Source organism: Thioalkalivibrio sp. ALJ24 (genome assembly GCF_000377785.1).
Taxonomy (GTDB): domain Bacteria; phylum Pseudomonadota; class Gammaproteobacteria; order Ectothiorhodospirales; family Ectothiorhodospiraceae; genus Thioalkalivibrio.
In genome coordinates this window covers 139,773-163,544 of record NZ_KB898725.1, presented here as the reverse complement: position 1 = coordinate 163,544, position 23,772 = coordinate 139,773, and the positions used below count along the sequence as shown (strand labels likewise).

The 23,772-nt window shown below is 66.5% G+C and carries 34 protein-coding genes; 30 read left to right on the top strand and 4 right to left on the bottom strand.

Features of this window, described 5'->3' with window-relative positions; translation table 11 throughout:
• The first annotated feature begins 10 nt into the window (after positions 1-10).
• From rpsS to rplQ, 23 genes are all read left to right on the top strand, one after another.
• Complete coding sequence (gene rpsS / locus D571_RS0103020; protein ID WP_018935202.1) at positions 11-283, top strand: 30S ribosomal protein S19; 273 nt, start codon at positions 11-13, stop codon at positions 281-283.
• Between the two features lie 10 nt (positions 284-293).
• Positions 294-635, top strand: a complete 342-nt coding sequence (rplV, locus tag D571_RS0103015) for a 50S ribosomal protein L22 (RefSeq protein WP_018935201.1) — start codon at positions 294-296, stop codon at positions 633-635.
• Positions 636-637: 2 nt separating this feature from the next.
• The gene (gene rpsC / locus D571_RS0103010) at positions 638-1,318 is read left to right on the top strand and encodes a 30S ribosomal protein S3 (RefSeq protein WP_018935200.1); all 681 of its coding nucleotides are present in this window, start codon (positions 638-640) and stop codon (positions 1,316-1,318) included.
• Positions 1,319-1,328: 10 nt separating this feature from the next.
• Positions 1,329-1,742 carry a 50S ribosomal protein L16 gene (rplP, locus tag D571_RS0103005; protein WP_018935199.1) on the top strand — a complete coding sequence of 138 codons (414 nt, stop codon included), beginning with the start codon at positions 1,329-1,331 and terminating at the stop codon, positions 1,740-1,742.
• The gene (gene rpmC / locus D571_RS0103000; protein ID WP_018935198.1) at positions 1,742-1,936 is read left to right on the top strand and encodes a 50S ribosomal protein L29; all 195 of its coding nucleotides are present in this window, start codon (positions 1,742-1,744) and stop codon (positions 1,934-1,936) included. The genes rplP and rpmC overlap by 1 nt, the downstream gene beginning before the upstream one ends.
• A 4-nt stretch (positions 1,937-1,940) precedes the next feature.
• The gene (gene rpsQ / locus D571_RS0102995) at positions 1,941-2,207 is read left to right on the top strand and encodes a 30S ribosomal protein S17 (protein ID WP_018935197.1); all 267 of its coding nucleotides are present in this window, start codon (positions 1,941-1,943) and stop codon (positions 2,205-2,207) included.
• Positions 2,208-2,229: 22 nt separating this feature from the next.
• Positions 2,230-2,598: a 50S ribosomal protein L14 gene (gene rplN, locus D571_RS0102990; RefSeq protein WP_018935196.1), complete on the top strand. Its 369-nt coding sequence runs from the start codon at positions 2,230-2,232 to the stop codon at positions 2,596-2,598.
• Positions 2,599-2,605: 7 nt separating this feature from the next.
• On the top strand, positions 2,606-2,920 hold the full coding sequence (rplX, locus tag D571_RS0102985; RefSeq protein WP_018935195.1) for a 50S ribosomal protein L24: 315 nt from the start codon (positions 2,606-2,608) through the stop codon (positions 2,918-2,920).
• Positions 2,921-2,938: 18 nt separating this feature from the next.
• Positions 2,939-3,478 carry a 50S ribosomal protein L5 gene (gene rplE / locus D571_RS0102980; RefSeq protein ID WP_018935194.1) on the top strand — a complete coding sequence of 180 codons (540 nt, stop codon included), beginning with the start codon at positions 2,939-2,941 and terminating at the stop codon, positions 3,476-3,478.
• Between the two features lie 13 nt (positions 3,479-3,491).
• Positions 3,492-3,797 carry a 30S ribosomal protein S14 gene (rpsN, locus tag D571_RS0102975; protein ID WP_018935193.1) on the top strand — a complete coding sequence of 102 codons (306 nt, stop codon included), beginning with the start codon at positions 3,492-3,494 and terminating at the stop codon, positions 3,795-3,797.
• Positions 3,798-3,809: 12 nt separating this feature from the next.
• Positions 3,810-4,202 (top strand): 30S ribosomal protein S8, encoded by a 393-nt coding sequence (rpsH, locus tag D571_RS0102970; protein WP_018935192.1) that lies wholly within the window; start codon positions 3,810-3,812, stop codon positions 4,200-4,202.
• Between the two features lie 10 nt (positions 4,203-4,212).
• On the top strand, positions 4,213-4,743 hold the full coding sequence (rplF, locus tag D571_RS0102965; protein WP_018935191.1) for a 50S ribosomal protein L6: 531 nt from the start codon (positions 4,213-4,215) through the stop codon (positions 4,741-4,743).
• Positions 4,744-4,753: 10 nt separating this feature from the next.
• On the top strand, positions 4,754-5,104 hold the full coding sequence (rplR, locus tag D571_RS0102960; protein WP_018935190.1) for a 50S ribosomal protein L18: 351 nt from the start codon (positions 4,754-4,756) through the stop codon (positions 5,102-5,104).
• Positions 5,105-5,129: 25 nt separating this feature from the next.
• On the top strand, positions 5,130-5,636 hold the full coding sequence (gene rpsE, locus D571_RS0102955; RefSeq protein ID WP_018935189.1) for a 30S ribosomal protein S5: 507 nt from the start codon (positions 5,130-5,132) through the stop codon (positions 5,634-5,636).
• A gap of 2 nt (positions 5,637-5,638) precedes the next feature.
• Entirely contained in the window at positions 5,639-5,818 is a 180-nt protein-coding gene (gene rpmD, locus D571_RS0102950) for a 50S ribosomal protein L30 (protein WP_018935188.1), read from the top strand.
• 1 nt (position 5,819) lies between these two features.
• Positions 5,820-6,251, top strand: coding sequence for a 50S ribosomal protein L15 (gene rplO / locus D571_RS0102945; RefSeq protein ID WP_018935187.1), 432 nt, complete (start codon positions 5,820-5,822; stop codon positions 6,249-6,251).
• 5 nt (positions 6,252-6,256) lie between these two features.
• Complete coding sequence (gene secY / locus D571_RS0102940) at positions 6,257-7,609, top strand: preprotein translocase subunit SecY (RefSeq protein WP_018935186.1); 1,353 nt, start codon at positions 6,257-6,259, stop codon at positions 7,607-7,609.
• A 15-nt stretch (positions 7,610-7,624) separates the two neighbouring features.
• Positions 7,625-7,738, top strand: coding sequence for a 50S ribosomal protein L36 (rpmJ, locus tag D571_RS0102935; protein WP_018935185.1), 114 nt, complete (start codon positions 7,625-7,627; stop codon positions 7,736-7,738).
• Positions 7,739-7,804: 66 nt separating this feature from the next.
• Positions 7,805-8,161 (top strand): 30S ribosomal protein S13, encoded by a 357-nt coding sequence (gene rpsM / locus D571_RS0102930; protein WP_018935184.1) that lies wholly within the window; start codon positions 7,805-7,807, stop codon positions 8,159-8,161.
• A 21-nt stretch (positions 8,162-8,182) separates the two neighbouring features.
• Positions 8,183-8,572 (top strand): 30S ribosomal protein S11, encoded by a 390-nt coding sequence (gene rpsK / locus D571_RS0102925; protein WP_018935183.1) that lies wholly within the window; start codon positions 8,183-8,185, stop codon positions 8,570-8,572.
• 15 nt (positions 8,573-8,587) lie between these two features.
• On the top strand, positions 8,588-9,208 hold the full coding sequence (gene rpsD / locus D571_RS0102920; protein ID WP_018935182.1) for a 30S ribosomal protein S4: 621 nt from the start codon (positions 8,588-8,590) through the stop codon (positions 9,206-9,208).
• Positions 9,209-9,238: 30 nt separating this feature from the next.
• Positions 9,239-10,228 carry a DNA-directed RNA polymerase subunit alpha gene (gene rpoA, locus D571_RS0102915; RefSeq protein WP_018935181.1) on the top strand — a complete coding sequence of 330 codons (990 nt, stop codon included), beginning with the start codon at positions 9,239-9,241 and terminating at the stop codon, positions 10,226-10,228.
• A 41-nt stretch (positions 10,229-10,269) separates the two neighbouring features.
• On the top strand, positions 10,270-10,656 hold the full coding sequence (gene rplQ, locus D571_RS0102910; protein ID WP_026287537.1) for a 50S ribosomal protein L17: 387 nt from the start codon (positions 10,270-10,272) through the stop codon (positions 10,654-10,656).
• A 110-nt stretch (positions 10,657-10,766) separates the two neighbouring features.
• Here the strand turns inward: rplQ and uvrA are convergent, their stop codons facing one another.
• Positions 10,767-13,625, bottom strand: coding sequence for an excinuclease ABC subunit UvrA (gene uvrA / locus D571_RS0102905; protein WP_026287536.1), 2,859 nt, complete (start codon positions 13,623-13,625; stop codon positions 10,767-10,769).
• A 148-nt stretch (positions 13,626-13,773) separates the two neighbouring features.
• Between uvrA and D571_RS0102900 the strand changes: the two genes are divergently transcribed.
• From D571_RS0102900 to lnt, 7 genes are all read left to right on the top strand, one after another.
• On the top strand, positions 13,774-15,144 hold the full coding sequence (locus D571_RS0102900) for an MFS transporter (RefSeq protein ID WP_018935178.1): 1,371 nt from the start codon (positions 13,774-13,776) through the stop codon (positions 15,142-15,144).
• Positions 15,145-15,271: 127 nt separating this feature from the next.
• Entirely contained in the window at positions 15,272-15,754 is a 483-nt protein-coding gene (gene ssb / locus D571_RS0102895) for a single-stranded DNA-binding protein (RefSeq protein WP_018935177.1), read from the top strand.
• 16 nt (positions 15,755-15,770) lie between these two features.
• Positions 15,771-17,123, top strand: coding sequence for a tRNA (N6-isopentenyl adenosine(37)-C2)-methylthiotransferase MiaB (miaB, locus tag D571_RS0102890; protein WP_018935176.1), 1,353 nt, complete (start codon positions 15,771-15,773; stop codon positions 17,121-17,123).
• Between the two features lie 7 nt (positions 17,124-17,130).
• A complete protein-coding gene (locus D571_RS0102885) occupies positions 17,131-18,105 on the top strand; it encodes a PhoH family protein (protein ID WP_018935175.1) in 975 nt (324 codons plus the stop codon).
• Complete coding sequence (gene ybeY, locus D571_RS0102880) at positions 18,095-18,610, top strand: rRNA maturation RNase YbeY (RefSeq protein ID WP_026287535.1); 516 nt, start codon at positions 18,095-18,097, stop codon at positions 18,608-18,610. Before D571_RS0102885 ends, ybeY begins: the two co-directional genes overlap by 11 nt.
• The gene (locus tag D571_RS0102875; protein ID WP_018935173.1) at positions 18,600-19,514 is read left to right on the top strand and encodes an HlyC/CorC family transporter; all 915 of its coding nucleotides are present in this window, start codon (positions 18,600-18,602) and stop codon (positions 19,512-19,514) included. Before ybeY ends, D571_RS0102875 begins: the two co-directional genes overlap by 11 nt.
• Positions 19,511-21,025, top strand: coding sequence for an apolipoprotein N-acyltransferase (gene lnt, locus D571_RS0102870; RefSeq protein WP_018935172.1), 1,515 nt, complete (start codon positions 19,511-19,513; stop codon positions 21,023-21,025). Before D571_RS0102875 ends, lnt begins: the two co-directional genes overlap by 4 nt.
• Positions 21,026-21,088: 63 nt before the next feature.
• Here lnt and D571_RS0102865 read toward each other — a convergent pair whose 3' ends face one another.
• The 3 genes from D571_RS0102865 to D571_RS0102855 all read right to left on the bottom strand — a co-directional run bounded on the left by D571_RS0102865 (position 21,089) and on the right by D571_RS0102855 (position 23,706).
• Positions 21,089-21,649: a zinc ribbon-containing protein gene (locus D571_RS0102865; RefSeq protein WP_018935171.1), complete on the bottom strand. Its 561-nt coding sequence runs from the start codon at positions 21,647-21,649 to the stop codon at positions 21,089-21,091.
• A gap of 183 nt (positions 21,650-21,832) precedes the next feature.
• Complete coding sequence (locus tag D571_RS0102860) at positions 21,833-22,654, bottom strand: DUF2189 domain-containing protein (RefSeq protein WP_018935170.1); 822 nt, start codon at positions 22,652-22,654, stop codon at positions 21,833-21,835.
• Positions 22,655-22,860: 206 nt separating this feature from the next.
• Complete coding sequence (locus D571_RS0102855) at positions 22,861-23,706, bottom strand: DUF2189 domain-containing protein (protein ID WP_018935169.1); 846 nt, start codon at positions 23,704-23,706, stop codon at positions 22,861-22,863.
• Between the last annotated feature and the right edge of the window lie 66 nt (positions 23,707-23,772).

Below are 23,772 nucleotides of genomic sequence, written 5' to 3'. Positions count from 1 at the left end.
GAGCACGAGCATGCCGCGTTCACTGAAAAAGGGTCCGTTCGTTGACCATCACCTCCGCCAGAAGGTCGAGGCGGCGGCGGAAAAGAACGATCGTCGTCCGATCAAGACCTGGTCCCGGCGTTCCATGATCATCCCGCAGATGGTCGGGCTGACCATCGCGGTGCACAACGGGAGGCAGCATGTCCCGGTGCTCGTGAACGAGAACATGGTCGGGCACAAGCTGGGCGAATTCGCTGCGACGCGGACCTTCAAGGGTCACATCGCCAACAAGAAATCGCGCTGAGGACGGATTGATGGAAACGATCGCAAAACTCCGGTTCGCGCGCATGTCGCCGCAGAAGGCCCGTCTGGTGGCCGACCAGGTCCGCGGTATGCCCGTGGAAAAGGCCCTTAACGAGCTGACCTTCAGCCGCAAGAAGCCGGCCGCCATCGTCAAGAAGGTTCTCGAATCGGCGATTGCCAATGCCGAGAACAACGACGGCGCCGACATTGATGAATTGCGCGTGTCGCGCATTCAGGTAGATGAAGGCCCCGTGCTCAAGCGTATGCAGGCGCGGGCCAAGGGTCGCGGCAATCGAATCATGAAGCGCACCAGCCACGTGATCGTGGGTGTGAGCGAGAAGGGGGCGAAGTAAACATGGGTAACAAGGTACATCCGACCGGTATTCGCCTCGGCATCTCGCGCCCGTGGTCCGCAACCTGGTACGCCGATGGCGAAGACTTTGGCGATACGCTGAACAACGACATCCAGCTGCGCGAATTCCTCCTCAAGCGGCTTTCGCACGCTTCGGTCAGCCGGGTAATCATCGAGCGTCCGGCGAAGGCGGCCCATATCACGATCCAGACCGCGCGTCCGGGCATCGTGATCGGCAAGAAGGGCGAGGACATCGAGAAGCTGCGGCGCGAGGTCTCACGCGAGACCGGTCTGGACCAGGGTTCCGTAAAGATCAACATCGAAGAGGTCCGCAAGCCGGAGATCGAGGCCCAGCTGGTCGCGGAAGGCATTGCCCAGCAGCTCGAACGCCGCATCATGTTCCGCCGGGCGATGAAGCGAGCGGTCGGCAATGCGGTCCGTCTCGGCGCGGAGGGCATCAAGGTACACGTCTCGGGTCGTCTGAACGGTGCCGAGATCGCGCGCTCCGAGTGGTATCGCGAAGGCCGCGTACCGCTGCACACCCTGCGTGCGGACATCGATTACGGATTCGCCGAGGCGCGCACGACCTACGGGATCATCGGCGTGAAGGTCTGGATCTTCAAGGGCGAGGTTTTCAGCCTGGAGCCAACCGAAGGCAGCCGCGCCGCCGCCAACGCGAGCTAGGACACAAGCCATGTTGCAGCCTAAGAGAACCAAGTTCAGAAAGCAGTTCAAGGGCCGGAATCGCGGCATGGCGTCGGTGGGCGCCAAGGTCAGCTTCGGCGAATATGGCCTGCAGGCCGTCGAGCGTGGCCGGATCACGGCGCGCCAGATCGAGTCGGCGCGACGCGCGATGGTCCGTCACATCAAGCGCGGCGGGAAGATCTGGATTCGGGTGTTCCCGGACGTTCCGGTGACGAGCAAGCCCCTGGAAGTGCGTATGGGCAAGGGCAAGGGTGGCGTGGAGTACTGGGTCTGCAAGGTGCAGCCGGGCCGCGTCCTGTATGAAATGGAAGGGGTCAACGAGGACGTCGCGCGCGAGGCCTTCCGGCTCGCTGCCGCGAAGCTCCCCGTGAAGACCGTGTTTACGCGTCGGCAGGTGATGTGATGAAAGCGTCCGAACTGAGGAACAAGTCCGATCAGGAACTCAAGGACGAGCTTGAAGGCCTGTACAAGGAACAGTTCGGCCTGCGGATGCAGCAGGCCATCGGGCAGCTCTCGCGCCCGGATCGCATGAAGGCGGTACGCCGGGATATCGCCCGGATCAAGACGCTGATGAACGAACGCAGAACGGCGGGTTAACGAGATGAACCAGGAAACGACGAAAACCCAGCGCTCCGTGGTGGGTCGGGTGGTCAGCGACAAGATGGACAAGACCCGCACGGTTGTGGTGGAACGCCGGGTTCGGCATCCGCTGTATGGCAAGTACATCCGCCGGTCGACCAAGCTCCGCGTCCACGACGAGGACAACGTGTCGAAAGAAGGCGATCGCGTGCGGGTCCGGGAGTGCCGGCCCATGTCGAAACAGAAGCGCTTTGCCCTGATCGAAGTGGTCGGGCGCGACGCGCTGTGAACCGGATCCCGGGAGAACATCCATGATTCAGATGCAGACCGTCCTTGAAGCCGCCGACAATTCGGGCGCCCGCCGCATGCAGTGCATCAAGGTCCTGGGCGGATCGCACCGGCGCTACGCGCGCATTGGCGACGTGATCAAGGTCTCCGTGAAGGACGCGATCCCGCGGGGCAAGGTTAAGAAGGGTGACGTCTACAACGCGGTCGTGGTGCGTACCGCGTCCGGCGTGCGCCGCCCCGACGGTTCCGTGATCCGGTTCGATCGCAATGCGGCAGTGCTGTTGAACAATCAGTACCAGCCGGTCGGGACCCGTATCTTCGGCCCGGTGACCCGTGAACTGCGTGGAGAGAAGTACATGAAGATCATCTCTCTTGCGCCGGAAGTGCTCTGAGGACGTCATGAAAAAGATTCGCAAAGGTGACGATGTCGTCGTGATCGCCGGCAAGGACAAGGGCCGGCGTGGCACGGTGATCAAGGTGCAGGACGACAAGGTCGTGGTGCAGAACATCAACATGGCGAAGAAACATCAGAAGCCGAATCCCCAGCAGGGCGTCAGCGGCGGCATCATCGAAAAGGAGATGCCGATCCACGCGTCGAACGTCATGCTGTATAACCCGGCCACCGCGAAGGGTGACCGCGTCGGGATCCGTACCCTGGAAGACGGCCGTAAGGTTCGGGTGTATCGCTCGAACGACGAGGTCGTGGACGCCTAACTGCAGGAATAACGGTTTATGGAACGCTTGAAAGAAGAATACGAGTCCAGGATCAAGCCGGCCCTGCAGGAGCAGTTCGGTTACGGCAACGTGATGCAGATTCCGCAGGTGACGAAGGTCACCCTGAACATGGGGCTCGGCGATGCGGTCGCGGACAAGAAGATCATCGAGCATGCGGTGAGCGACATGACCGCGATCGCCGGTCAGAAGCCGGTGGTGACGCGGGCGCGTAAATCGATCGCCGGCTTCAAGATCCGTGACGGCTATCCGATCGGGTGCAAGGTCACCCTGCGCCGTCGGCAGATGTACGAATTTCTTGATCGCCTGATCAATATCGCGCTGCCGCGTGTCCGGGATTTCCGCGGCTTCAGCCCCAAGGCGTTCGACGGCCGCGGGAACTATACCCTCGGCATCAAGGAACAGATCATCTTTCCGGAGATCGATTACGACCGTGTCGATCGCCTCCGGGGGATGGATATCACGATTACGACCAGCGCCAAGACGGACGCGGAAGCTCGGGCTCTCCTGGAGGCCTTTAACTTCCCCTTCCGGCAGTAACGAGGTAAGAGGAATGGCCAAGGTATCGATGATCCAGCGCGAGCGTAAGCGCGAGCGTCTGGCGAAGAAGTACGCCGCCAAGCGGCAGGAACTCAAGGCGATCCTCGTGGATGAGAATCGCTCGGGAGAAGAGCGCCTCGCTGCGATGAACGCGCTGCAGAAGCTGCCGCGCGACTCCAGCCCCGTGCGCCAGAAGAACCGCTGTGCGGTTACCGGGCGCCCGAAGGGATACTATCGCCGCTTCGGCCTGGGCCGGAACAAGCTCCGCGAATACGCCATGAAGGGCGAGATTCCGGGGCTGCGCAAGGCCAGCTGGTAAGGAGAACACGCCATGATGACCGATCCGATTGCCGACATGCTGACTCGGCTGCGCAATGCACAGCGCGCCGAGAAGGAGCAGGTGTCGATCCCGTACAGCAAGAACAAGGAAGCGGTTCTGCGCGTGTTCGCGGACGAGGGCTTCATTTCCGACTATCGCACCGAGGGCGATGGTGCTCGCAAGGTGCTCGTCGCCACGCTGAAGTATTTCGAAGGCCGTCCGGTGATCGAGACCGTTCAGCGCGTGTCCCGTCCGGGCCTGCGGATCTACCGCGGGAAAAACGAGCTGCCCCGTATCAACGCCGGCCTCGGCGTCGCGGTGATCTCCACGCCGCGTGGCGTGATGAGTGACCGTGCGGCCCGGGAAATCGGGCAGGGCGGCGAAGTGCTCTGCAAGATCTACTGAGGACGATTCCATGTCTCGCATTGCCAATCTGCCGCTGGAACTGCCCCAGGGCGTATCGCTCGACCAGCAGGGCGACAGTATTACCGTCAAAGGCCCGAAGGGCGAGATCTCGCTTTCCGTGCCCGAAACGGTGGAGGTGTCCGTGGACGGAAACACCGTGCGCGTTCAGCCCAGCGAGAAGGCGAAGAACTACGCCATGGCCGGGACCATTCGGTCTCTCCTCGGCAACCATGTGCACGGCGTCAGCCAGGGCTTCGAGATCGTGCTCGAGCTGGTGGGTGTCGGTTACCGTGCGCAGGTTCAGGGCCGCAACCTGAACCTGACCCTGGGCTACTCGCATCCGATCGATTTCGCGATACCCGAGGGCGTGAACGTCGAAGCGCGTTCGCCCACCGAACTGGTGGTGCAGGGGCATGACCGTCAGAGCGTCGGCCAGGTGGCCGCCGATATTCGTGCGCTGCGTCCTCCCGAGCCCTATAAGGGTAAGGGTGTGAAGTACAAGGACGAGCGTATCCAGCGCAAAGAAGCCAAGAAGAAGTAGGTAGGCACCAGTGGACAAGAAACAGGCCAGAATCAAGCGGGCGCGCCGGGCGCGGTTCAAGATTCGCGAGCGGGCCGTGCATCGGCTCTGCATCCATCGCACCCCGCGTCATATGTATGCGCAGCTGATCGCGCCGGGCGGCGCCAGCGTCGTGGCCTCCGCTTCTACGGTGGAGAAAGACCTGCGCGAGGGCGGCTACACCGGTAACGCTGAAGCGGCGGCACGCGTTGGGCAGAAGATTGCCGAACGGGCAAAGGCCGCGGGCATCGAGGAGGTCGCTTTCGACCGCTCGGGTTTCCGGTATCACGGCCGCGTGAAGGCCCTCGCCGACGCCGCCCGCGAGGGCGGGCTGCAGTTCTAGTACGACGGACCCAGCGGAGTAGAAAATGGCACGAAATGATGTGAGTGAAGCCACCGATGGGCTCCAGGAAAAGCTGATCGGCGTGAATCGGGTTGCGAAGGTCGTCAAGGGCGGCCGGCAGTTCCGTTTTGCCGCGCTGACGGTTGTCGGCGACGGCGAGGGTCGAGTCGGCTTTGGCTACGGCAAGGCCCGCGAAGTCCCGCAGGCGATCCAGAAGGCGATGCAGCAGGCGCGCCTGGAAATGCGGGACGTGGCTCTGCAGGACGGGACGTTGCACTATGCCGTGAACGGCCGCCACGGCGCTGCGAAGGTCTACATGCAGCCTGCCTCTGAGGGTACCGGCGTGATTGCCGGGGGTGCGATGCGCGCCGTCCTGGAAGTCGCGGGGGTGAAGAACGTGCTGGCCAAGTGCGTAGGTTCGCGCAATCCGATCAACGTGGTGCAGGCGACCATCAATGGCCTGACCATGGTGAATTCGCCGGAGCGCGTGGCTGCGAAGCGCGGCAAGTCGGTTGAAGACGTGAAGAGCTGATCATGAGCAAACTCAAGGTGAAACTGGTGCGTAGCCCCGCCAATCGCATCGAGAGCCACAAGGCAACCGTTCGCGGGCTCGGGCTTCGGCGCATGCACAGCACGGCGATCATCGAAGCGACGCCCGAAAATCTCGGGATGGTGCGGAAGGTGCGCTATCTCCTGGACGTAGAGGAAGTCTGAAATGCGACTCAACGACATTGCCAGCCCGCAGGGGGCACGCAAGGCGGCCAAGCGCGTCGGTCGCGGGATCGGCTCCGGTCTCGGCAAGACGGGAGGGCGCGGCCACAAGGGTCAGAAGTCGCGTTCCGGCGGGTTCACCAAGACCGGCTTCGAAGGCGGCCAGATGCCGCTGCAGCGCCGGCTGCCCAAGGTGGGCTTCCGGTCGCGCCGCGGCGCGGAGACGGCCGAAGTCCGCCTGGGCGAGCTCAAGCGCGTGGACGGTGAGGTGACGGTGGAGTCGCTCAAGGCGGCCGGCGTGATTCCGTCCGAGGCGCGGGCTGCGAAGATCTTTGCGTCGGGCGAGCTGCCCGGCGCGGTGACCGTGCGTGGAGTGCGGGTCACGAAGGGCGCGCGCGCGGCGATTGAAGCCGCCGGCGGTTCCGTCGAGGTCTGAAGAGAATGGCGCGTGGACCGGCATCCCGTTCAGGCGGTGGAGGCGGACTGACCGGCTTCACCGAGTTGCGCAAGCGCCTGCTGTTCGTGCTGGGCGCGCTGGTGGTTTACCGGATCGGTACGTTCATTCCGGTTCCGGGGATCAATCCGGTGGCGGTCCAGCAGTTCTTCGATCAGCAGAGCGGCACCATCCTGGACATGTTCAACATGTTCTCGGGTGGGGCGCTGGAACGACTGTCGGTGTTCGCGCTGGGCGTGATGCCGTACATCTCGGCAGCCATCATCATGCAGCTTCTGGCTGCGGTGGTGCCGTCTCTTCAGCAGCTGAAAAAGGAAGGGGAAGCGGGCCGCCGGAAGATCACGCAGTACACGCGGTATGGCACCGTGGTGCTCGCTCTGTTCCAGAGTATCGGGATCGGCATCGCGCTGAACGGGCAGACCATCCAGGGCATGCCCATGGCGTTGAACCCGGGCCCGATCTTCATTTTTACCGTGGTCGTTTCTCTGGTGACCGGGACCCTTTTCCTGATGTGGCTGGGCGAGCAGATTACCGAACGCGGTATCGGGAACGGCATCTCGATCATTATCTTTGCAGGGATCGTCGCCGGTCTGCCGGGCGCGATCGGTGGAACCCTGGAGCTGGCGCGCACCGGTGAGCTGGCCGCCGCGTTCGTGGTGATCCTGCTGGTCCTGGCACTGGCGGTGACCGCCTTCGTGGTGTTCGTCGAGCGCGGGCAGAGACGGATTACCATCAATTACGCGAAGCGCCAGGTCGGTCGGAAGATGGTCGGGGGGCAGTCGTCCCACCTCCCGCTCAAGCTGAACATGGCGGGGGTGATTCCACCCATCTTCGCGTCCAGTATCATCCTGTTCCCGTCGACCCTGGGTCAGTGGTTCGGACAGGCGGAAGGTATGGACTGGCTGCGCGAGCTGTCGACGACGCTGGCGCCCGGACAGCCGCTGTATGTGGGTTTCTATGCTGCGGCCATCATCTTCTTCTGCTTCTTCTATACCGCGCTGGTGTTCAACTCGCGCGACACGGCCGAGAACCTGAAGAAGCAGGGCGCGTTCATCCCGGGGATCCGTCCGGGGGTGCAGACGGAACGCTACATTGATGGTGTGATGACCCGGCTGACGGCCGTGGGCGCGGTGTACATCACCGCGGTATGCCTGCTGCCGGAGTTCCTGATCCTCTACTGGAACGTGCCGTTCTACTTCGGCGGTACTTCGCTGCTGATCATCGTGATTGTGGTGATGGACTTCATGGCGCAGCTGCAGTCGCATCTGGTGTCGCACCAGTACGAAGGGCTGATGAAAAAGGCGAATCTCAAGGGTTTCGGCGGGACCGGAATCCGGTAGACCAGGAGAACTGAAATGAAGGTACGTGCATCCGTTAAGCCGATCTGCCGCAACTGCAAGGTCGTGCGCCGCAACGGGACCGTGCGGGTCATCTGCACCGAGGCCCGCCACAAGCAGCGTCAGGGCTGAAGCTTGGCCGCTGGCGGAATTGCTGATATTATAGTCGGCTTTGCCGAATCTTGATGGAGAAGTTGGATGGCTCGCGTCGCTGGAATCAACATTCCTGATCAGAAGCACACGGTGATCGCCCTGACGTCGATCTACGGCATCGGCCCTACGCGTGCCCGGCAGATCTGTGAGGCCGCCGGGGTGCGTCCGGACATGAAGGTCCGGGATCTAACCGACGCCGAGGTGGACAGCCTGCGCTCAGAGGTGGACAAGTTCCCCGTCGAGGGGGATCTGCGGCGCGAGATCAGCATGAACATCAAGCGGCTGATGGACCTCGGTTGCTATCGCGGCGTGCGCCACCGGCGCGGCCTTCCGCTGCGCGGGCAGCAGACGCAGACCAACGCGCGCACCCGCAAGGGCCCGCGCCGTCCGATTCGCAAGTAACACGACTGGGATTACAGGTTAATGGCACAAGCGCAGACCCGGACCAAGAAGAAGGTCCGCAAGAATATCGCGGAGGGCGTCGCGCATGTCTATGCGACGTTCAACAACACCATCATCACCATTACCGATCGCCAGGGGAACGCCATCAGCTGGGCGACCTCCGGTGGATCCGGGTTTCGCGGCTCGCGCAAGTCGACGCCGTTTGCCGCGCAGGTTGCGGCGGAGCGCGCCGGAACTGCGGCGGCGGAACACGGGGTGAAGAATCTGGACGTCGAGGTGCGCGGGCCGGGTCCGGGTCGCGAGTCTGCGGTACGTGCGCTGAACAACGCGGGTTTCAAGATCACGAACATCAGTGACGTGACGCCGATCCCGCACAATGGTTGCCGGCCGCCCAAGAAGCGGCGCGTCTGAGGCTGGAGTCGAATTATGGGTCGTTACATCGGACCGAAGTGCAAGCTGAGCCGTCGCGAAGGCGCGGACCTTGGCCTCAAGAGTCGCGCACGCGCGCTCGAAACGAAGTGCAAGCTGGATCAGCCGCCGGGCCAGCATGGTGAACGCCGTACGCGCCTGTCGGATTACGCCGTGCAGCTGCGCGAAAAGCAGAAGCTGCGCCGGACCTACGGTCTCCAGGAAAAACAGTTCCGCAATTACTATCACAAGGCCGCGCAGCGCAAGGGCTCCACCGGTGAGAACCTGCTGAAACTGCTGGAAGGGCGGCTGGATAACGTGGTGTACCGCATGGGCTTCGGCTCCACGCGGGCGGAGGCGCGTCAGCTGGTTTCGCACCGGGCGATCCTGGTCAATGGCCGGGTGGTGAACGTCGCGGCCTATCAGGTGCAGCCGTCCGACGTCGTGAGTGTTCGCGAGAAGGCGCGCAAGCAGGTGCGGATTCAGGATTCCATGACCCTGGCGGAACAGAGCGGTCTGCCTGAGTGGGTTGAGGTCGACAGCAGCAAGTTCGAAGGGACGTTCAAGGCCCTGCCCGACCGTTCGGACCTGCCCGCCGATATCAATGAATCGCTCGTCGTCGAGCTTTATTCGAAGTAACCGCCATCGGGCTTTTCGCCGGGAGCAGCAATGCAGTCGAACGAACTGGTCAACAAGCAGCAGATCGAGGTCGAGTCCGAGGCGCGCAATCAATCGCGGGTCGCTCTGGAGCCCCTGGAGCGCGGTTTCGGGCACACCCTCGGGAACGCTCTGCGGCGCGTACTGCTGTCCTCGATCCCGGGCGCGGCGATCGTGGAGGCGCGCATCGGGGGCGTGCTGCACGAGTACACCTCCATCGAGGGCGTGCAGGAGGATGTCGTTGACATCCTGCTGAACCTCAAGGGAGTCGCTCTGCGGATGCATTCGCGGGACGAGTCCTCCCTGAGCCTCAAGAAGAAGGGCCCTTGCATCGTCACGGCCGGGGACATCCAGGTCGACCACGATGTCGAGGTTGTCAATCCGGAGCACGTGATTGCGACCATCAACAAGGACGTCGAGCTGGACATGACGCTTACCGCGCGCACCGGCGAAGGGTACGAGCCGGTGACCGCGCGGCAGACCGGCGGGGAGAGTGACGATACCGGGATCGGTCGGCTGCAGCTGGACGCATCGTTCAGCCCGATCCGGCGGGTCGCCTACCGTGTGGAAAGCGCGCGTCTCGCGCAGCGGACCGACATGGACCGCCTGGTGCTGGAGCTCGAGACCAACGGTGCGATTGCGCCGGATGATGCGGTGCGTCAGGCCGCGACCATCCTGCAGCGTCAGCTGTCGCCGTTTGTCGACCTGCAGGAAGAGGCGGCCGAGGCCGCCACCGGTGGCGCCAGTGCGGTGGATCCCGTGCTGCTGCGTCCGGTGGATGAACTGGAGCTGACGGTGCGCTCGGCCAACTGCCTGAAGGCCGAGAACCTGTATTACATCGGTGACCTGGTGCAGCGCACCGAAGTCGAGCTGCTACGTGCCCCGAACCTGGGCAAGAAATCGCTGACCGAGATCAAGGACACGCTGGCGACCCACGGGCTGTCCCTGGGGATGCGGCTGGAGAACTGGCCGCCGCCGGGTCTGCGCGACGAGAACGAGTAAAACGGCGGGCTTAACGCCAAGAGAACTCAGAGGATATTCCCATGCGTCATCGTCATTCCGGCCGCCAGCTTGGCCGTAACAGTTCGCACCGCAAGGCTACGATGCAGGCGCTGTCGAACGCGCTGTTCCGGCACGAGCTGATCAAGACGACCCTGCCCAAGGCGAAGGAACTGCGCCGGGTCGCCGAACCGCTGATCACGCTGTCGAAGGAAGACAGCGTCCATGCGCGGCGGGTCGCGTTTGCGCGGCTGCGCGACAAGGAAACGGTGGGCAAGCTGTTTACCGAGCTCGGCCCGCGATACCAGGAGCGCCCGGGGGGCTATCTGCGCATCCTCAAGTGTGGCTTCCGCGCGGGTGATAACGCGCCCATGGCCTACGTCGAGCTGGTCGACCGGCCGATGGCCGAGGACGACGAAGAGGCGGCCTGAGGCACTCCGCGCGGGATTCCCGCGCTGCTGAGCTCAAAAGAGGGCCGGTCCCGCGAGGGGCCGGCCTTTTTGTATTGCGCCTGGTGGACTGCCAAAGGGGAGCAACGGCTTCAGGCGGAGGAATCCGCTTCGGTCGCGCGCTCCCAGGGGGTGAGCATCGGGCCGAGGAAACGGCCGGTGTGGCTGCCCGGCGTGGCGGCCACCTCTTCCGGTGTGCCTGCGACCAGTAATTCCCCGCCGCCACTGCCGCCTTCCGGACCGATGTCGACCAGCCAGTCGGCCGTCTTGATGACGTCCAGGTTGTGCTCGATGACCACGATGGTATTGCCGTGGTCGCGCAGGCGGTGGAGCACTCGCAGGAGCTGTGCGATGTCCTCGAAATGCAGGCCGGTGGTCGGTTCGTCGAGGATGTAGAGGGTACGGCCGGTATCGCGTTTGGACAGCTCGCGCGCCAGCTTGATGCGCTGGGCTTCGCCGCCGGACAGGGTGGTCGCGTTCTGTCCCAGCTGAATGTAGGAGAGGCCCACCTCCATCAGCATTTCCAGCTTGCGGTGGATCACCGGGACGGGCTGGAAGAAGTCCAGTGCCTCTTCGACGGTCATCTCCAGGACTTCGTGTATGTTGCGGCCCTTGTAACGGACCTCGAGGGTCTCCCGGTTGTAGCGCTGGCCGCGGCAGACATCGCAGGGGACGTAGACGTCCGGCAGGAAGTGCATCTCCACTTTGATCACGCCGTCGCCCTGGCAGGCCTCGCAACGGCCGCCGCGTACGTTGAAGGAGAAACGGCCGGGCTTGTAGCCGCGCGAACGCGCCTCCTCGGTGGCGGCGAACAGTTCGCGGATGGGCGTGAACAGACCCGTGTAGGTTGCCGGGTTGGAGCGTGGCGTGCGGCCAATGGGGCTCTGGTCGATATCCACGACCTTGTCGATGCGGTCGAGGCCCTCGATGCGTTCGTGTTCGGCCACTGCGTGACGGGCGTGGTGCAGGGCGTTGGCGGCGGCCGGATAGAGGGTGGCATTGACCAGCGTGGACTTGCCCGAGCCCGATACACCGGTGACGCAGGTGAACAGGCCCAGAGGAAATTCGAAGTCACCGCCGCGCAGGTTGTTGCCGCGTGCGCCGCACACCCGGATCACGCGCTCGGGGTCGGCCGGGTGGCGCTGCTCGGGGATCGCGATCGCGCGCCGCCCGGAGAGATAGGCCCCGGTCAGGGAGTCCGCGCTGTCGGCGATCTCGGCGGGCGTCCCGGCGGCCACCACCTCGCCGCCGTGACGGCCGGCGCCGGGCCCGATGTCGAGGACGTGGTCGGCCTCGCGGATCGCGTCCTCGTCATGCTCGACCACGATCACCGTGTTGCCGAGATCGCGCAGGCTGGCGAGGGTATTGAGCAGTCGGGCGTTATCGCGCTGGTGCAGGCCGATCGAGGGCTCGTCCAGGATGTACATCACCCCCACCAGCGCGGATCCGATCTGCGAGGCCAGCCGGATGCGCTGGGCCTCGCCCCCGGAGAGGGTTTCGGCCGAGCGGTCCAGGGTCAGGTAGTCCAGGCCAACGTCGACCAGGAACCCCAGGCGTGCGGCGATCTCGCGGACGATCTTCTCGGCGATGCGCGCGAAACGCCCTGGTAGCTCCAGTTCGTCGAAGAAGGCCTGCGCCCCGGCCACGCTCATGCCGGTCACCTGCGGCAGGTTGTGTCCGCGAACGAAGACGTGCCGGGCGGCGGCGTTCAGGCGGCTGCCTTCGCAGTCCGGGCAGGGCTGTTCGGTGAGGTAGCGGCCCAGTTCCTCGCGCACCGCCGCGGAATCGGTCTCCCGATAGCGACGCTCGAGGTTGGGGATGATCCCTTCGAAGACGCGGTGATCGGTGCGCAGGCGACCGTTGGCGGCCGGGGTGCTGAGCGGGATCTCCTCGCTGCCGGAGCCATGCAGGATCACGGCCCGCACCTCGGCCGGCAGGTCCTGCCACGGGGTTTCGACATCGAACCCATAGTGGCGTGCGAGGCTGGTCAGCAGACTGAAATACCAGGCGTTGCGCCGGTCCCAGCCACGTACTGCGCCGCCGGCGAGGCTGATCTCGGGCTGGCCGACGACCCGTTCCGGATCGAAGAACTGGCGCACGCCCAGACCGTCACAGGTGGGGCAGGCCCCGGCCGGGTTGTTGAAGGAGAACAGGCGTGGTTCCAGTTCGCGCAGCGCGTAGCCGCAGACCGGGCAGGCGAAGCGCGCGGAGAAGGTGATCGGTTCGCGCTCCGGTTCGTCCATCCACGCGACCAGGGCGAGGCCGTCGGCCAGTTCGGTGGCGGTCTCGAACGATTCGGCGAGGCGCTGGCGCAGGTCCTCGCGGATGCGGAAACGGTCGATCACGATCTCGATGTCGTGCTTGCGGCGGGGGTCCAGTTCCGGGAGCGCGTCCAGTTCGTGGATCTCCCCGTTGATACGTGCCCGCAGGTAGCCCTGGGCGCGCATCGATTCGAGCAGCTTGTGATGCTCGCCCTTGCGCCCGCGCACGACCGGCGCCAGCAGCATCAGTTTCTCGCCTTCGCGCATCGCCAGGACCTGATCGACCATCTGCGAGATGGTCTGCGCGTCCAGGGTCTCGCCGTGTTCCGGGCAGCGCGGTTCTCCGGCGCGCGCGAACAGCAGGCGCAGGTAGTCGTAGATCTCGGTGATGGTGCCGACCGTGGAGCGCGGGTTGTGCGAGGTGCTCTTCTGCTCGATCGAGATCGCCGGCGACAGGCCGTCGATCTGGTCGACGTCGGGTTTCTCCATCATCGACAGGAACTGGCGCGCGTAGGTCGACAGGCTTTCCACGTAGCGTCGCTGGCCCTCGGCGAACAGCGTGTCGAAGGCCAGCGAGGATTTGCCCGAGCCCGATACCCCGGTAATCACGATCAGCCGCTCGCGCGGGAGTTCGATATGCAGGTCCTTGAGGTTGTGGGTGCGTGCGCCACGGATCTGGATGTTCTGCATCATGGGGGTACGCGTACTCCGGACGTGTGGTGGAAGATTGCCAGCCGGCCATGGTAACACCCGGCCGTGGTCCGCCGGGTCGCGGGGCCTCTGGTAGACTTTCTGGCCCCTTAGTTTGTTGCCGAGACCCTTCCGGAGTCCTAACCGCATGACTGCCCGCGAGTTGCGAGCCATCACCGGACTGGCGGCCATCTATGGCGTGCGCATGGCCGGGCTGTTCCTGATCCTGCCGGTGTTCATGCTGCACGCGGACCAGATCCCCGGGGCCACCCCGCTGCTGGCCGGGCTGGCACTGGGGATCTACGGCCTGACCCAGGCACTGCTGCAGATCCCGTTCGGGCTGGTCTCGGACCGGCTGGGACGCAAGCCGCTGATCGCCGCGGGGCTCGGCCTGTTCGTGCTGGGCAGCCTGGTTGCCGGGCTGGCCGAGGACATCCACGGCATCATCCTCGGGCGCGCCCTGCAGGGGGCCGGGGCGGTGGCCGCGGTCGTACTGGCGCTGACGGCCGATCTGGTGTCCGAGGAGCGCCGGACCCGGGCGCTGGCGGTGATCGGCCTGACCATCGGGCTGACGTTCACCGCCTCCATGGCGCTCGGCCCGGTGCTGGATCGGGTCGTCGGTCTCTCCGGGATCTTTCTGGTGGCCGCTGCGCTGGGTGTGCTGGCGGTGCTGATCCTGTGGTGGTGGGTGCCGTCCCCCGGCCGTCGTCGCCCGCATCCGGACATGGCCCCGCAATGGACCGCCCTGCCACGGGTGCTGGCGGCCCCGGCGCTGACGCGGCTGAATGCCGGCATCTTCATCCTGCATCTGGTGCTGGCCGCCAATTTCCTGGTACTGCCGCCCTTCCTGGTCGCGGGGGCAGGGCTGGATCCGGCCGAACACTGGGCCTTCTACGTGCCGGTGCTGCTCGCCGGGTTTGCTCTGATGCTGCCGGCGGTGATCCTCGGCGAGCGCCATCGCCGCATGCACCGGGTGCTGAGCGCGGCCATCGTGCTCCTGTTGATCACCCAGGCCGGTCTGGCCCTGGCATTTCATCAGGGCGGTGGCGTGTGGGTGCTGGCGTTCCTGATGGTGGCCTTCTTCGCGGCCTTCAACCTGCTGGAGGCCGGCCTGCCGGCGATGGTATCCCGCGCTGCTCCGCTGGCCCACAAGGGCACGGCGATGGGCGGCTTCGCCACCGCGCAGTTCCTCGGCATCTTCGCCGGCGGAGCCCTGGGCGGGGCGCTGCTCGGGTTTGGCGGGCCCGTGGCCGTCCTGATTGCGACTCTGCCGGTATTGCTGGTCTGGTGGTGGCTGGCCCGCGGGCCAGCTCCGGAATACGGCGCGACCCGGGTGTTCGCGGTGCCCGAGGTGTGGCGGGGCAGCCCCCTGCGCCTGCTGGAAGAACTGCGCGGTCATCCCGGGGTGGCGGAGGCGGCGCTGTCGCCGGATGCCGGCGAGCTCTACCTGCGCGTGCGTCCGGACGGCCCCGGGGACGAGGTCCTGCGTTCGGTGATGGAACGCGGGCCCGCGGACTGAGCCGGGCGGTCGGGCTCAGTCCGCGGCACACGCGACCCGTATCACGCGGGCGGGTTCTGTCTCTGCCTGTGGCGGCTGCTACACTATTCCATTCTTTACAACGTCGTGCCCGACACAAGGAGTTACCATGGCCCGCGGAGTCAACAAGGCGATCATTCTCGGCAATCTTGGCGCCGACCCGGAAAAGCGCGAGACCCCCGGCGGGGCGACCGTCACCAACTTCCGCGTGGCTACCACCGAACAGTGGACCGACAGGAACAGTGGCGAGAAGCGCGAGAATACCGAATGGCATCGCGTGGTGATGTTCGGCCGGCTGGCCGATATCGCCGCCCAGTACCTGACCAAGGGCTCCCAGGTGTATATCGAAGGCCGCATCCAGACCCGCAAGTGGCAGGGGCAGGACGGACAGGACCGCTACACCACCGAGATCGTCGCCAGTGACATGCAGCTGCTGGGCGGTCGTGGCGGCGGTGCGGCCGGAGGCGGTTACGGCGGTGGTTATGATCCGGGCCCGGGCGGCGGTGGCGACGGCTTCGGGGGCGGTTCGTCCTCCCCGTCCTCCGGCTCCGGCGGGCCGGGCGCCTTTGACGATGACGACGTACCGTTCTGAGGGGATCCAAGACCGCATGACCCGCAAGATCTACATCCAGACCCACGGCTGTCAGATGAACGAGTACGACTCCGACCGCATGCTGGACGCCCTGAGGGCGGACGGCGGCGCGGAGCGTACCGACGACCCCGAGCAGGCCGATGTCCTGCTGCTGAACACCTGTTCGATCCGCGAAAAGGCTCAGGAAAAGGTCTTCTCGCTGCTGGGCCGCTGGCGTGCGATCAAGGAGCGCCGGCCGGGGATGGTGATCGGGGTCGGTGGCTGCGTGGCGAGCCAGGAGGGCGAGGCCCTGCGTCAGCGCGCGCCGTACGTGGATCTGGTGTTCGGCCCGCAGACCCTGCACCGCCTGCCGGAGATGATCCGCGAGGCGCAGCGGGCACGGGCCCCGGTGGTGGACATCTCGTTCCCCGAGATCGAGAAGTTCGACCGCCTGCCCGAACCGCAGGCCGAGGGCCCCACGGCCTTCGTCTCGGTGATGGAGGGCTGTTCCAAGTACTGTTCGTTCTGCGTGGTGCCCTATACCCGCGGCGACGAGATCTCGCGCCCGTTCGACGACGTGATCGCCGAGGTGGTGGCGCTGGCCGAGCAGGGGGTGAAGGAGATCAATCTGCTGGGGCAGAACGTGAACGCCTATCGCGGTCCGATGGAGGATGGCGACACCGCCGACCTCGCGCTGCTGATCCATTACGTGGCGGCGGTGGACGGGATCGAGCGCATCCGCTTCACCACCTCGCACCCGGTGGAGTTTTCCGACTCCCTGATCCAGGCCTTCGCCGACGAACCCAAGCTGGTCAGCCACCTGCATCTGCCGGTGCAGAGCGGCTCCGACCGGATCCTCGCGCAGATGAAGCGCGGCCACACCATCCTCGAGTACAAGTCGAAGATCCGTCGCCTGCGCGAGGCGCGGCCGGATCTGGACCTGTCGTCGGACTTCATTGTCGGTTTCCCCGGCGAGACCGACGCCGATCATCGGGCCACCATGGACCTGATCGAGGAGCTGCACTTCGATTTTTCCTTCAGCTTCATCTACAGCGCGCGTCCGGGCACGCCGGCGGCCTCCCTGCCGGACGACGTGCCGACGGCGGTGAAGAAGGCACGGCTGGCGGAGCTGCAGGCCGTCATCGAGCGCCACGGCCGCGAGCGCAATCAGTCGATGGTGGGCAGCGTCGAGCCCGTGCTGGTGGAGGGCCCGGCGAAGCGCAATTCGGACGAGCTGGCCGGGCGTACCGCCAACAACCGCATCGTGAATTTTCCCGCCGACCGCTCGCTGATCGGCCAGATGGTGCCGGTGGAGATCACCGAGGCGCTGGCCCATTCCCTGCGCGGGCGCCGGGTCACCGAGCCCGTGGCGGCCGCCGTGACCGCCTGAGCCGCCGATGGGAAACCGACTGGATTTCACCCTGGAACCGGGCGACCAGGAGACCCTGGCCCGTCTGTCCGGGCCGCTGGACGCCCACCTGCGTCTGATCGAGAACCGTCTGGGCGTGGCCGTGCACAACCGCGGGCCGCGCTTCAACCTGACCGGCCCCAGTGCAGCGGTGGATGCCGCCGGCGCGCTGATCCACGACCTGCACCGCATGGCGCAGGAGGAGCCGGTCTCCCTGGAACAGGTCCACACCGCGCTGCAGGAGGCGCATGTCGATTCCCTGACCGACGAGGGCGGCGTCGATCGGCCCGACCCCGTGCTGCGACTGAAGCGTGCCGCGATTCGCGGTCGCGGTCCGCGCCAGTCGCGCTATATCGCCGGTATCGGCCGCAACGACCTGACCTTCGGCATCGGTCCGGCCGGTACCGGCAAGACCTTTCTTGCGGTGGCCGCGGCGGTGGCCGCGCTGGAGCAGGACCGCGTGCAGCGTCTGGTGCTGGTGCGCCCGGCGGTGGAGGCGGGCGAGCGCCTGGGCTTCCTGCCCGGGGACCTCGCACAGAAGATCGACCCCTACCTGCGGCCGATGTACGACGCCCTGTACGAGCTGATGGGGTTCGACCAGACCGCGCGCCTGATGGAGCGCCAGGTGATCGAGGTCGCGCCGCTGGCGTACATGCGCGGGCGCACCCTGAACGAGGCCTTCATCATCCTCGACGAGGCGCAGAACACCACCGTCGAGCAGATGAAGATGTTCCTGACCCGCATCGGCTTCGGCTCGACCGCCGTGGTCAACGGCGACGTGACCCAGGTGGACCTGCCGCGCGGGCAGAAGTCCGGACTGTGGCATGCGATCCGCATCCTCGAAGGCGTGGAGGGCGTGGGCATCCATCACTTCCGTGGCGAGGACGTGGTGCGGCATCCGCTGGTGCAGCGCATCGTGCAGGCCTACGATGCCCACGAGGAGGATGCGGGCGATGACGCTTGAGGTGGCGGTCCAGTATGCGGTGCCGCGCGCCGGGGTGCCGGCGGCCCGGCGTCTGCATGCGGCGGCCCGCGCGGCCTGGCGGGGTACGGGGGCGGCGGGCGTGACCCTGCGCATCGTCGATGCCGAAGAGGGGCACGCGCTGAACCATGCCTTTCGCGGTCGCGACCGGGCGACCAACGTGCTGTCGTTTCCCGTTCCCGAGGACATGCCGCTGCCGCCGGGCGACGGCCCGGCCGGGCTCGGTGACATCGTGCTGTGTGATCCGGTCCTGCGGCGCGAGGCGGAGGAGCAGGGCAAGCGCCTGGGCGATCACTACACCCACATGGTGGTGCACGGCATGCTGCATCTGCAGGGATTCGACCATCAGGACGCCACCGAGGCGGCTGTGATGGAGGCCCTGGAGACCCGCGTCCTGGCCCGGCTGGGGGTCGCCGATCCCTACCGGGCGGCGGCGTCGGACCCGGCCGCCAGTCGCGAGTGCGAGCGGGACGTTCATGGCGTCTGAGAGCGAAACCGCCGCCCTCGGTCGACTGCCCTGGTGGCGGCGGCTGCTGGAACCGTTGCTGCGCCGGCTGCGGCGCGAACCCCGCAGCCGGCGCGAGCTGGTGGAGACCCTGCGCGGGGCCCACGGGCGCGAGCTGCTGGATCCCGAGGCGCTGACCATGCTGGAGGGCGTGCTCAACGTCGCCGACATGCAGGTGCGCGACATCATGATCCCGCGCGCGCAGATGGAGGTGGTGCGCCGCGATGCCCCGCTGTCGGAATTCCTGCCCGACGTGGTGGCGTCGGCGCACTCCCGCCTGCCGGTGGTCGGCGATCATCGGGATGAGGTCGTGGGTATCCTGCTGGCCAAGGACCTGCTGCGTTTCTTCGGGGATCCGGACGACGCGGCCTTCGACATGCAGGAGATCCTGCGCCCGGCGGTGTTCGTGCCCGAGAGCAAGCGCCTTAACGTGCTGCTGAAGGAATTCCGCCTGAGCCGCAATCACATGGCCATCGTGGTCGACGAGTACGGCGGGGTGGCCGGCCTGGTGACGATCGAGGACGTGCTGGAACAGATCGTCGGCGAGATCGAGGACGAGCACGACGTCGAGGACTATCTGACCCAGATCATGCAGCACCCCGGCGGGCGCTACACCATCAAGGCGCTGACCCCGCTGGACGAATTCAACGCCTATTTTCAGACCGCCTACGACGAGGATGCCTTCGACACCGTGGGCGGGCTGCTGCTGTCGCATTTTGCCCATGTGCCGCACCGCGGCGAGACCCTGACCCTGGACGGGATGAAGTTTCGCGTGCTGCGGGCGGACAACCGCCGGTTGCACCTGCTGGAGATGCGGCTGGTGGAGTCGACACCCGCGGAGTCCGCTCCCGGGGATGAAAGCGGTCCGGAGGAGCCGCCGCGATGAGCGGACTGCCGCTGCCCGACCTGAGCGGCCGCTGGGTCGGTGGCCTGCTGGCCCTGCTCGCGGGGGCGTTCGCGGTGCTGGCATTCGCGCCGGTGGGGCTGTTCACCGCCGCGCCGCTGGCGCTGGCGGTGTGGTTCGGGCTGCTGGTGCGGGTGCAGGGGCGGCCACGGCGTGCCGCGTGGTTCGGCTGGCTGTTCGGCCTGGGATTCTTCGGCGCCGGCACGTCCTGGATCTTCAACAGTCTGCTGGTGTTCGGCCAGGCCCCGCTGCTGGTGGCCAGCGTGATCACCGTGGCCTTCGTGCTGGTGATGGCGCTGTACCCGGCCTTGTTGAGCGCGCTGGCCGCGCGCTTCCTGCCGCTGCACCGGATGGAGGGCATCCTGGCGCTGGCGGGCGGGCTGGTGCTGCTGGAACTGGCGCGCTCCTGGCTTTTTTCCGGGTTCCCCTGGCTGCTGTTCGGCCATGCCACGCTGGAGACGCCGCTGGCGTCCTGGCTGCCCCTGGGTGGCGAGCTGGCGGCCAGCCTGATGGTGGCGCTGATCGCCGCCGGGCTGGTGCTGGCGGCCGGGCGGCGTTCGCGCGGCATCGGCGTGGGGCTGGTGGCGGGCGTGGTGGTGGTCTCTGCGGCCCTGCTGCCGTTGCAGTGGACCGAGCCCGACGGCGAGCCGGTCAGCGCGACGCTGGTGCAGGGCAACATCGAGCAGGAGCGCAAATGGGCCCCGGACGGCATCCGGCACTCGCTGGAGGTGTATCGCGAGCTGACCGCGCAGGCCGAGCCGGCGGATCTGGTGGTGTGGCCGGAAACCGCCATCCCCGCGCTGACCGGCGAGGTGGCCGGAGCGCTGGAACAGGTGGCCGCGGAGCTGCCGGCTGAGGACGCGCAGCTGGTGACCGGGCTGTTCGACGGTCACCGCGACGGGGATATCCATAACGCGATCCTGACCTATCCCGGCGGCGAGGCCTATCACAAGCGTCAGCTGGTGCCGTTCGGCGAGTATATCCCGCTGCGCGAGCAGCTGGCCTGGCTCGACCGGCTGCTGATGATCCCGATGTCCGATCTGACCCCGGGGGAGGATGGCGGGCGGATCACGCTGGCGGGGCGCACCGCCGGGGCGAGCATCTGCTACGAGTCGGCCTATGCCCGGCACATCCGTTCCGCGCTGCCGGAGGCCGGGTTCCTGGTTAACGTGTCCAACGATGCCTGGTTCGGCGACAGCCTGGCGCCGGCCCAGCACCTGCAGATCGCGCGGGTGCGGGCGGTGGAGACCGGACGTCCGATGCTGCGGGCGACCAACACCGGGGTATCCGCACTGATCGATGCGGACGGCCGCCTGATCGATGCCACGCCACTGTTCGAGCCGACGACACTGCATGGCGAGATCCAGCCCCGCAGTGGCATTACCCCGGCGGCGGCGAAGGGCGAGGGCCCCGCGGTGCTGGCCGCACTGGTGCTGGTGGTGCTGGGCGCGGCGGTCGGTCGGCGGCGGGCCGGTGCCGAAGACCGGGACTGACCGCCGCCCCGGGTTTGCTCGACGCGGATTCACTCGACCCGGGCTGCCCCGGCACCGCGGATCTCAGCCGGCGTCCGCCTCCGGCGGCGGTCCGCGGCGAAAAGCCGTGTGGTGACACTGCGCGCATGGTGGGATGCGCCCGACCTTCTCCATGTGCAGCGGGTGGCCGCAGTGCTTGCAGACCAGCTCGCCCGGCCCGGTGATCTCGCCGGTGTGCCACTCGCCCATCACCTGCGCGCGGGCCGTCAGCTCGGTGATCTCCACCCGGGTGCGATCCGCGATGCGCTCCAGGGCATTGATGATGCTGGCCTCGATCAGCCCGATGTCGATCCGCAGCCAGCTGCGCCAGTCCTCGCTGCGCGACTCGATGTAGGCGCCGAGGTCCTGGAGGTCACGGCGCAGGTACTCCATTACCTCGTGGGCCTCTTCGCGCGTCAGATCGGTCGCATTGTGTACCCGGTCGCGAGCGCCCTCGAGGGCCTGGTTGATGGCCTTGCCGGTGCGCTCCTCCAGTTTTTCGAGGTCGTCGGTGACCTCGTGCAGCATGCGATGGTAGGCATCGCTCAGGCGTGATTCGCGTTCCTGGTCGTGCTCGTCCCCGGATTTCTGGCTCTCGTCGTTCATCGGGCTCCCTCCAGTGCATCGGTGTCTGGTCGCAACGTTACGTTAGCACGCCAGCGCCCCGCGTCGTGGCAAGAGTGGCGCATGAGGAGCGGGGGCGGTGTTTGCGCCGTCCCCACCCGTGGTCGACCTCAGCGCGGGGAAGCCCCCGGGCGGTGCATCAGGCAGCGCCCGGAGGGATGGGGGTCAGTGCGGTTCGACCAGGTCGCGGTAGGCGTGCCACATGGCGTAGCCCAGCCAGGGGAAGACCACGATCAGCGCGACCAGGGCGGTGGCCACCGATACCCCGAACAGCACGGTGATCAGGGCGGCCCAGACCAGAGTCGCGGCGGGGCTGGTGCGCAGGGCCTTGAGGCTGGTTCCCATTGCGGTCGCCAGGTCGGTCCGGCGGTCCAGCAGGGTCGGGATCGTGACCACCGAGAGCGCCAGAACCACGACCGCGAGAGCCGCACCGGCGACGACCAGACCGGCCAGCGAGATCAGTCCGCTGGTGCTGCCCAGCAGGACCGGAAGGGCCTCGTGCAGCGGGCCCAGCAGACCTGCGTGGCCGACGTTGAGTACGCCCATCCACAGCCAGACGAAGGCGGTCCAGGCGAGGAAGATCGAGGCCAGCACGGCGGCGAAGGCCCAGATCGCACCACCGACGTCCTCCAGTGCCCCGAAGCCCGAGCGCAGGCCGATGGTCTCGCCGCGTTCGATGCTCCGGGCGAGGCCGTTGAGGCCGCTGGCCAGAACAGGCCCGACCAGGAGGAAGCCGGTCAGGGCGGCGACACCGGCCCACGGCCAGGACCAGAGCACCCCCATGATGACGGCCCCGACCGCGGTGACCATCAGGCCGTGCAGCAGCCCGGCCGGGGCTCGCCGCAGGTCGTGCCAGCCGGCGCTCAGCCAGCGCAGCGGGCGGGCGGCCTCGATGCGGCGCACTTCGGGCGTGGCCTCCTCGTAGCCGTGGCGGGGCTGGATTTCGGAAAGGTCGTCCGGATAACGGCGCTGGATCAGGGAGATCATGCTGCACCTCCTTCGCATCGGTCGATGCGTTCCGGGTATGTGTCTTGAAGTTTAGAAAGCCGGAGGTGAGTTTGCGGCGCCGGTTTGCGGAACCATTCGGCAGATCTCGCAGCGACAGGGTTGGATGTACGCAAGCACAAAAAGGGGCGTACACACGGTGGCGTGTGTACGCCCCCGGTGCATGGTTCGGACGGGCGTCGTCTGCCTTACGAAGTGGCCGGGGCCCGTTCGGCGGGCGCCGCGACCAGGTCGCGATAGCCATGCCACATCGCGAAGCCCAGCCACGGGAAGACCACGGTCAGGGCCAGGAATGCGGTCGCGATCGACACCAGTCCCAGCCCGGTGATGGCGGCCCCCCAGACCAGCACGGGCCGGAAGTTGTGGCGGATGGCCTTCAGGCTGATACCGAGCGCATCCAGCAGCCCGGCGTGGCGATCCATCAGAGCGGGAATGGTGACCAGGCTCAGCGCGAATGCCAGCAGTGCGAAGGCCGCACCTGCCACCAGTACGCCGGCCAGCGAGGCCACGCCCGCGGCGGAGGACAGCAGCGCCGGTATCATTTCGTGGGCCGGTCCGAGCAGGTTCGCGTTGCCGACATTGAGCACGCCGATCCACAGCCAGACGAAGCTGGCCCAGGTGACGAACACCGCCGCCAGCAGCCCGGCAAAGCCCCACACCGGTCCGCGTACCGCGCGATGGAAGCCGAAGCCGCTGCGCAGGCCGACCGGTTCCTGCCGGTCCAGCAGGTGGCCCATGTGATTAACCCCCACGGCCAGCACCGGGGCGATCAGGAACAGCCCGGTCAGGGCGACAAACCCGACCCAGGGCTGCGACCACGTGACCCAGGCCAGCCCCGCCCCGATCACGGCGAGGAACACGCCGTGCAGCAACGCGGCAGGAGCCTGCCACAGGTCGCACCAGCCGGCCGCCAGCCACTGCAGCGGCTGGCGCGGCGAGATTTCGCGTACCGGCGCCATGGTATCTTCGAGCGTCCGGGCCTCCCGGACTTCCGCGAGGCTCTCCGGATACGTCCGATTCAGCAGCGATTTCATGGATATCACCTCCTTCCTCGGCTATCCGGATGTTGAACCCTTGCGTCTGAGGTGACCGCTGAGGGT

Bases quoted from the DNA above. Each gene is read 5' to 3' on its own strand.
- rpsS (WP_018935202.1), top strand. From the start codon at position 11: ATGCCGCGTTCACTGAAAAAGGGTCCGTTCGTTGACCATCACCTCCGC.
- rplV (WP_018935201.1), top strand. From the start codon at position 294: ATGGAAACGATCGCAAAACTCCGGTTCGCGCGCATGTCGCCGCAGAAG.
- rpsC (WP_018935200.1), top strand. From the start codon at position 638: ATGGGTAACAAGGTACATCCGACCGGTATTCGCCTCGGCATCTCGCGC.
- rplP (WP_018935199.1), top strand. From the start codon at position 1,329: ATGTTGCAGCCTAAGAGAACCAAGTTCAGAAAGCAGTTCAAGGGCCGG.
- rpmC (WP_018935198.1), top strand. From the start codon at position 1,742: ATGAAAGCGTCCGAACTGAGGAACAAGTCCGATCAGGAACTCAAGGAC.
- rpsQ (WP_018935197.1), top strand. From the start codon at position 1,941: ATGAACCAGGAAACGACGAAAACCCAGCGCTCCGTGGTGGGTCGGGTG.
- rplN (WP_018935196.1), top strand. From the start codon at position 2,230: ATGATTCAGATGCAGACCGTCCTTGAAGCCGCCGACAATTCGGGCGCC.
- rplX (WP_018935195.1), top strand. From the start codon at position 2,606: ATGAAAAAGATTCGCAAAGGTGACGATGTCGTCGTGATCGCCGGCAAG.
- rplE (WP_018935194.1), top strand. From the start codon at position 2,939: ATGGAACGCTTGAAAGAAGAATACGAGTCCAGGATCAAGCCGGCCCTG.
- rpsN (WP_018935193.1), top strand. From the start codon at position 3,492: ATGGCCAAGGTATCGATGATCCAGCGCGAGCGTAAGCGCGAGCGTCTG.
- rpsH (WP_018935192.1), top strand. From the start codon at position 3,810: ATGATGACCGATCCGATTGCCGACATGCTGACTCGGCTGCGCAATGCA.
- rplF (WP_018935191.1), top strand. From the start codon at position 4,213: ATGTCTCGCATTGCCAATCTGCCGCTGGAACTGCCCCAGGGCGTATCG.
- rpsE (WP_018935189.1), top strand. From the start codon at position 5,130: ATGGCACGAAATGATGTGAGTGAAGCCACCGATGGGCTCCAGGAAAAG.
- rpmD (WP_018935188.1), top strand. From the start codon at position 5,639: ATGAGCAAACTCAAGGTGAAACTGGTGCGTAGCCCCGCCAATCGCATC.
- rplO (WP_018935187.1), top strand. From the start codon at position 5,820: ATGCGACTCAACGACATTGCCAGCCCGCAGGGGGCACGCAAGGCGGCC.
- secY (WP_018935186.1), top strand. From the start codon at position 6,257: ATGGCGCGTGGACCGGCATCCCGTTCAGGCGGTGGAGGCGGACTGACC.
- rpmJ (WP_018935185.1), top strand. From the start codon at position 7,625: ATGAAGGTACGTGCATCCGTTAAGCCGATCTGCCGCAACTGCAAGGTC.
- rpsM (WP_018935184.1), top strand. From the start codon at position 7,805: ATGGCTCGCGTCGCTGGAATCAACATTCCTGATCAGAAGCACACGGTG.
- rpsK (WP_018935183.1), top strand. From the start codon at position 8,183: ATGGCACAAGCGCAGACCCGGACCAAGAAGAAGGTCCGCAAGAATATC.
- rpsD (WP_018935182.1), top strand. From the start codon at position 8,588: ATGGGTCGTTACATCGGACCGAAGTGCAAGCTGAGCCGTCGCGAAGGC.
- rpoA (WP_018935181.1), top strand. From the start codon at position 9,239: ATGCAGTCGAACGAACTGGTCAACAAGCAGCAGATCGAGGTCGAGTCC.
- rplQ (WP_026287537.1), top strand. From the start codon at position 10,270: ATGCGTCATCGTCATTCCGGCCGCCAGCTTGGCCGTAACAGTTCGCAC.
- uvrA (WP_026287536.1), bottom strand. From the start codon at position 13,625: ATGCAGAACATCCAGATCCGTGGCGCACGCACCCACAACCTCAAGGAC.
- D571_RS0102900 (WP_018935178.1), top strand. From the start codon at position 13,774: ATGACTGCCCGCGAGTTGCGAGCCATCACCGGACTGGCGGCCATCTAT.
- ssb (WP_018935177.1), top strand. From the start codon at position 15,272: ATGGCCCGCGGAGTCAACAAGGCGATCATTCTCGGCAATCTTGGCGCC.
- miaB (WP_018935176.1), top strand. From the start codon at position 15,771: ATGACCCGCAAGATCTACATCCAGACCCACGGCTGTCAGATGAACGAG.
- D571_RS0102885 (WP_018935175.1), top strand. From the start codon at position 17,131: ATGGGAAACCGACTGGATTTCACCCTGGAACCGGGCGACCAGGAGACC.
- ybeY (WP_026287535.1), top strand. From the start codon at position 18,095: ATGACGCTTGAGGTGGCGGTCCAGTATGCGGTGCCGCGCGCCGGGGTG.
- D571_RS0102875 (WP_018935173.1), top strand. From the start codon at position 18,600: ATGGCGTCTGAGAGCGAAACCGCCGCCCTCGGTCGACTGCCCTGGTGG.
- lnt (WP_018935172.1), top strand. From the start codon at position 19,511: ATGAGCGGACTGCCGCTGCCCGACCTGAGCGGCCGCTGGGTCGGTGGC.
- D571_RS0102865 (WP_018935171.1), bottom strand. From the start codon at position 21,649: ATGAACGACGAGAGCCAGAAATCCGGGGACGAGCACGACCAGGAACGC.
- D571_RS0102860 (WP_018935170.1), bottom strand. From the start codon at position 22,654: ATGATCTCCCTGATCCAGCGCCGTTATCCGGACGACCTTTCCGAAATC.
- D571_RS0102855 (WP_018935169.1), bottom strand. From the start codon at position 23,706: ATGAAATCGCTGCTGAATCGGACGTATCCGGAGAGCCTCGCGGAAGTC.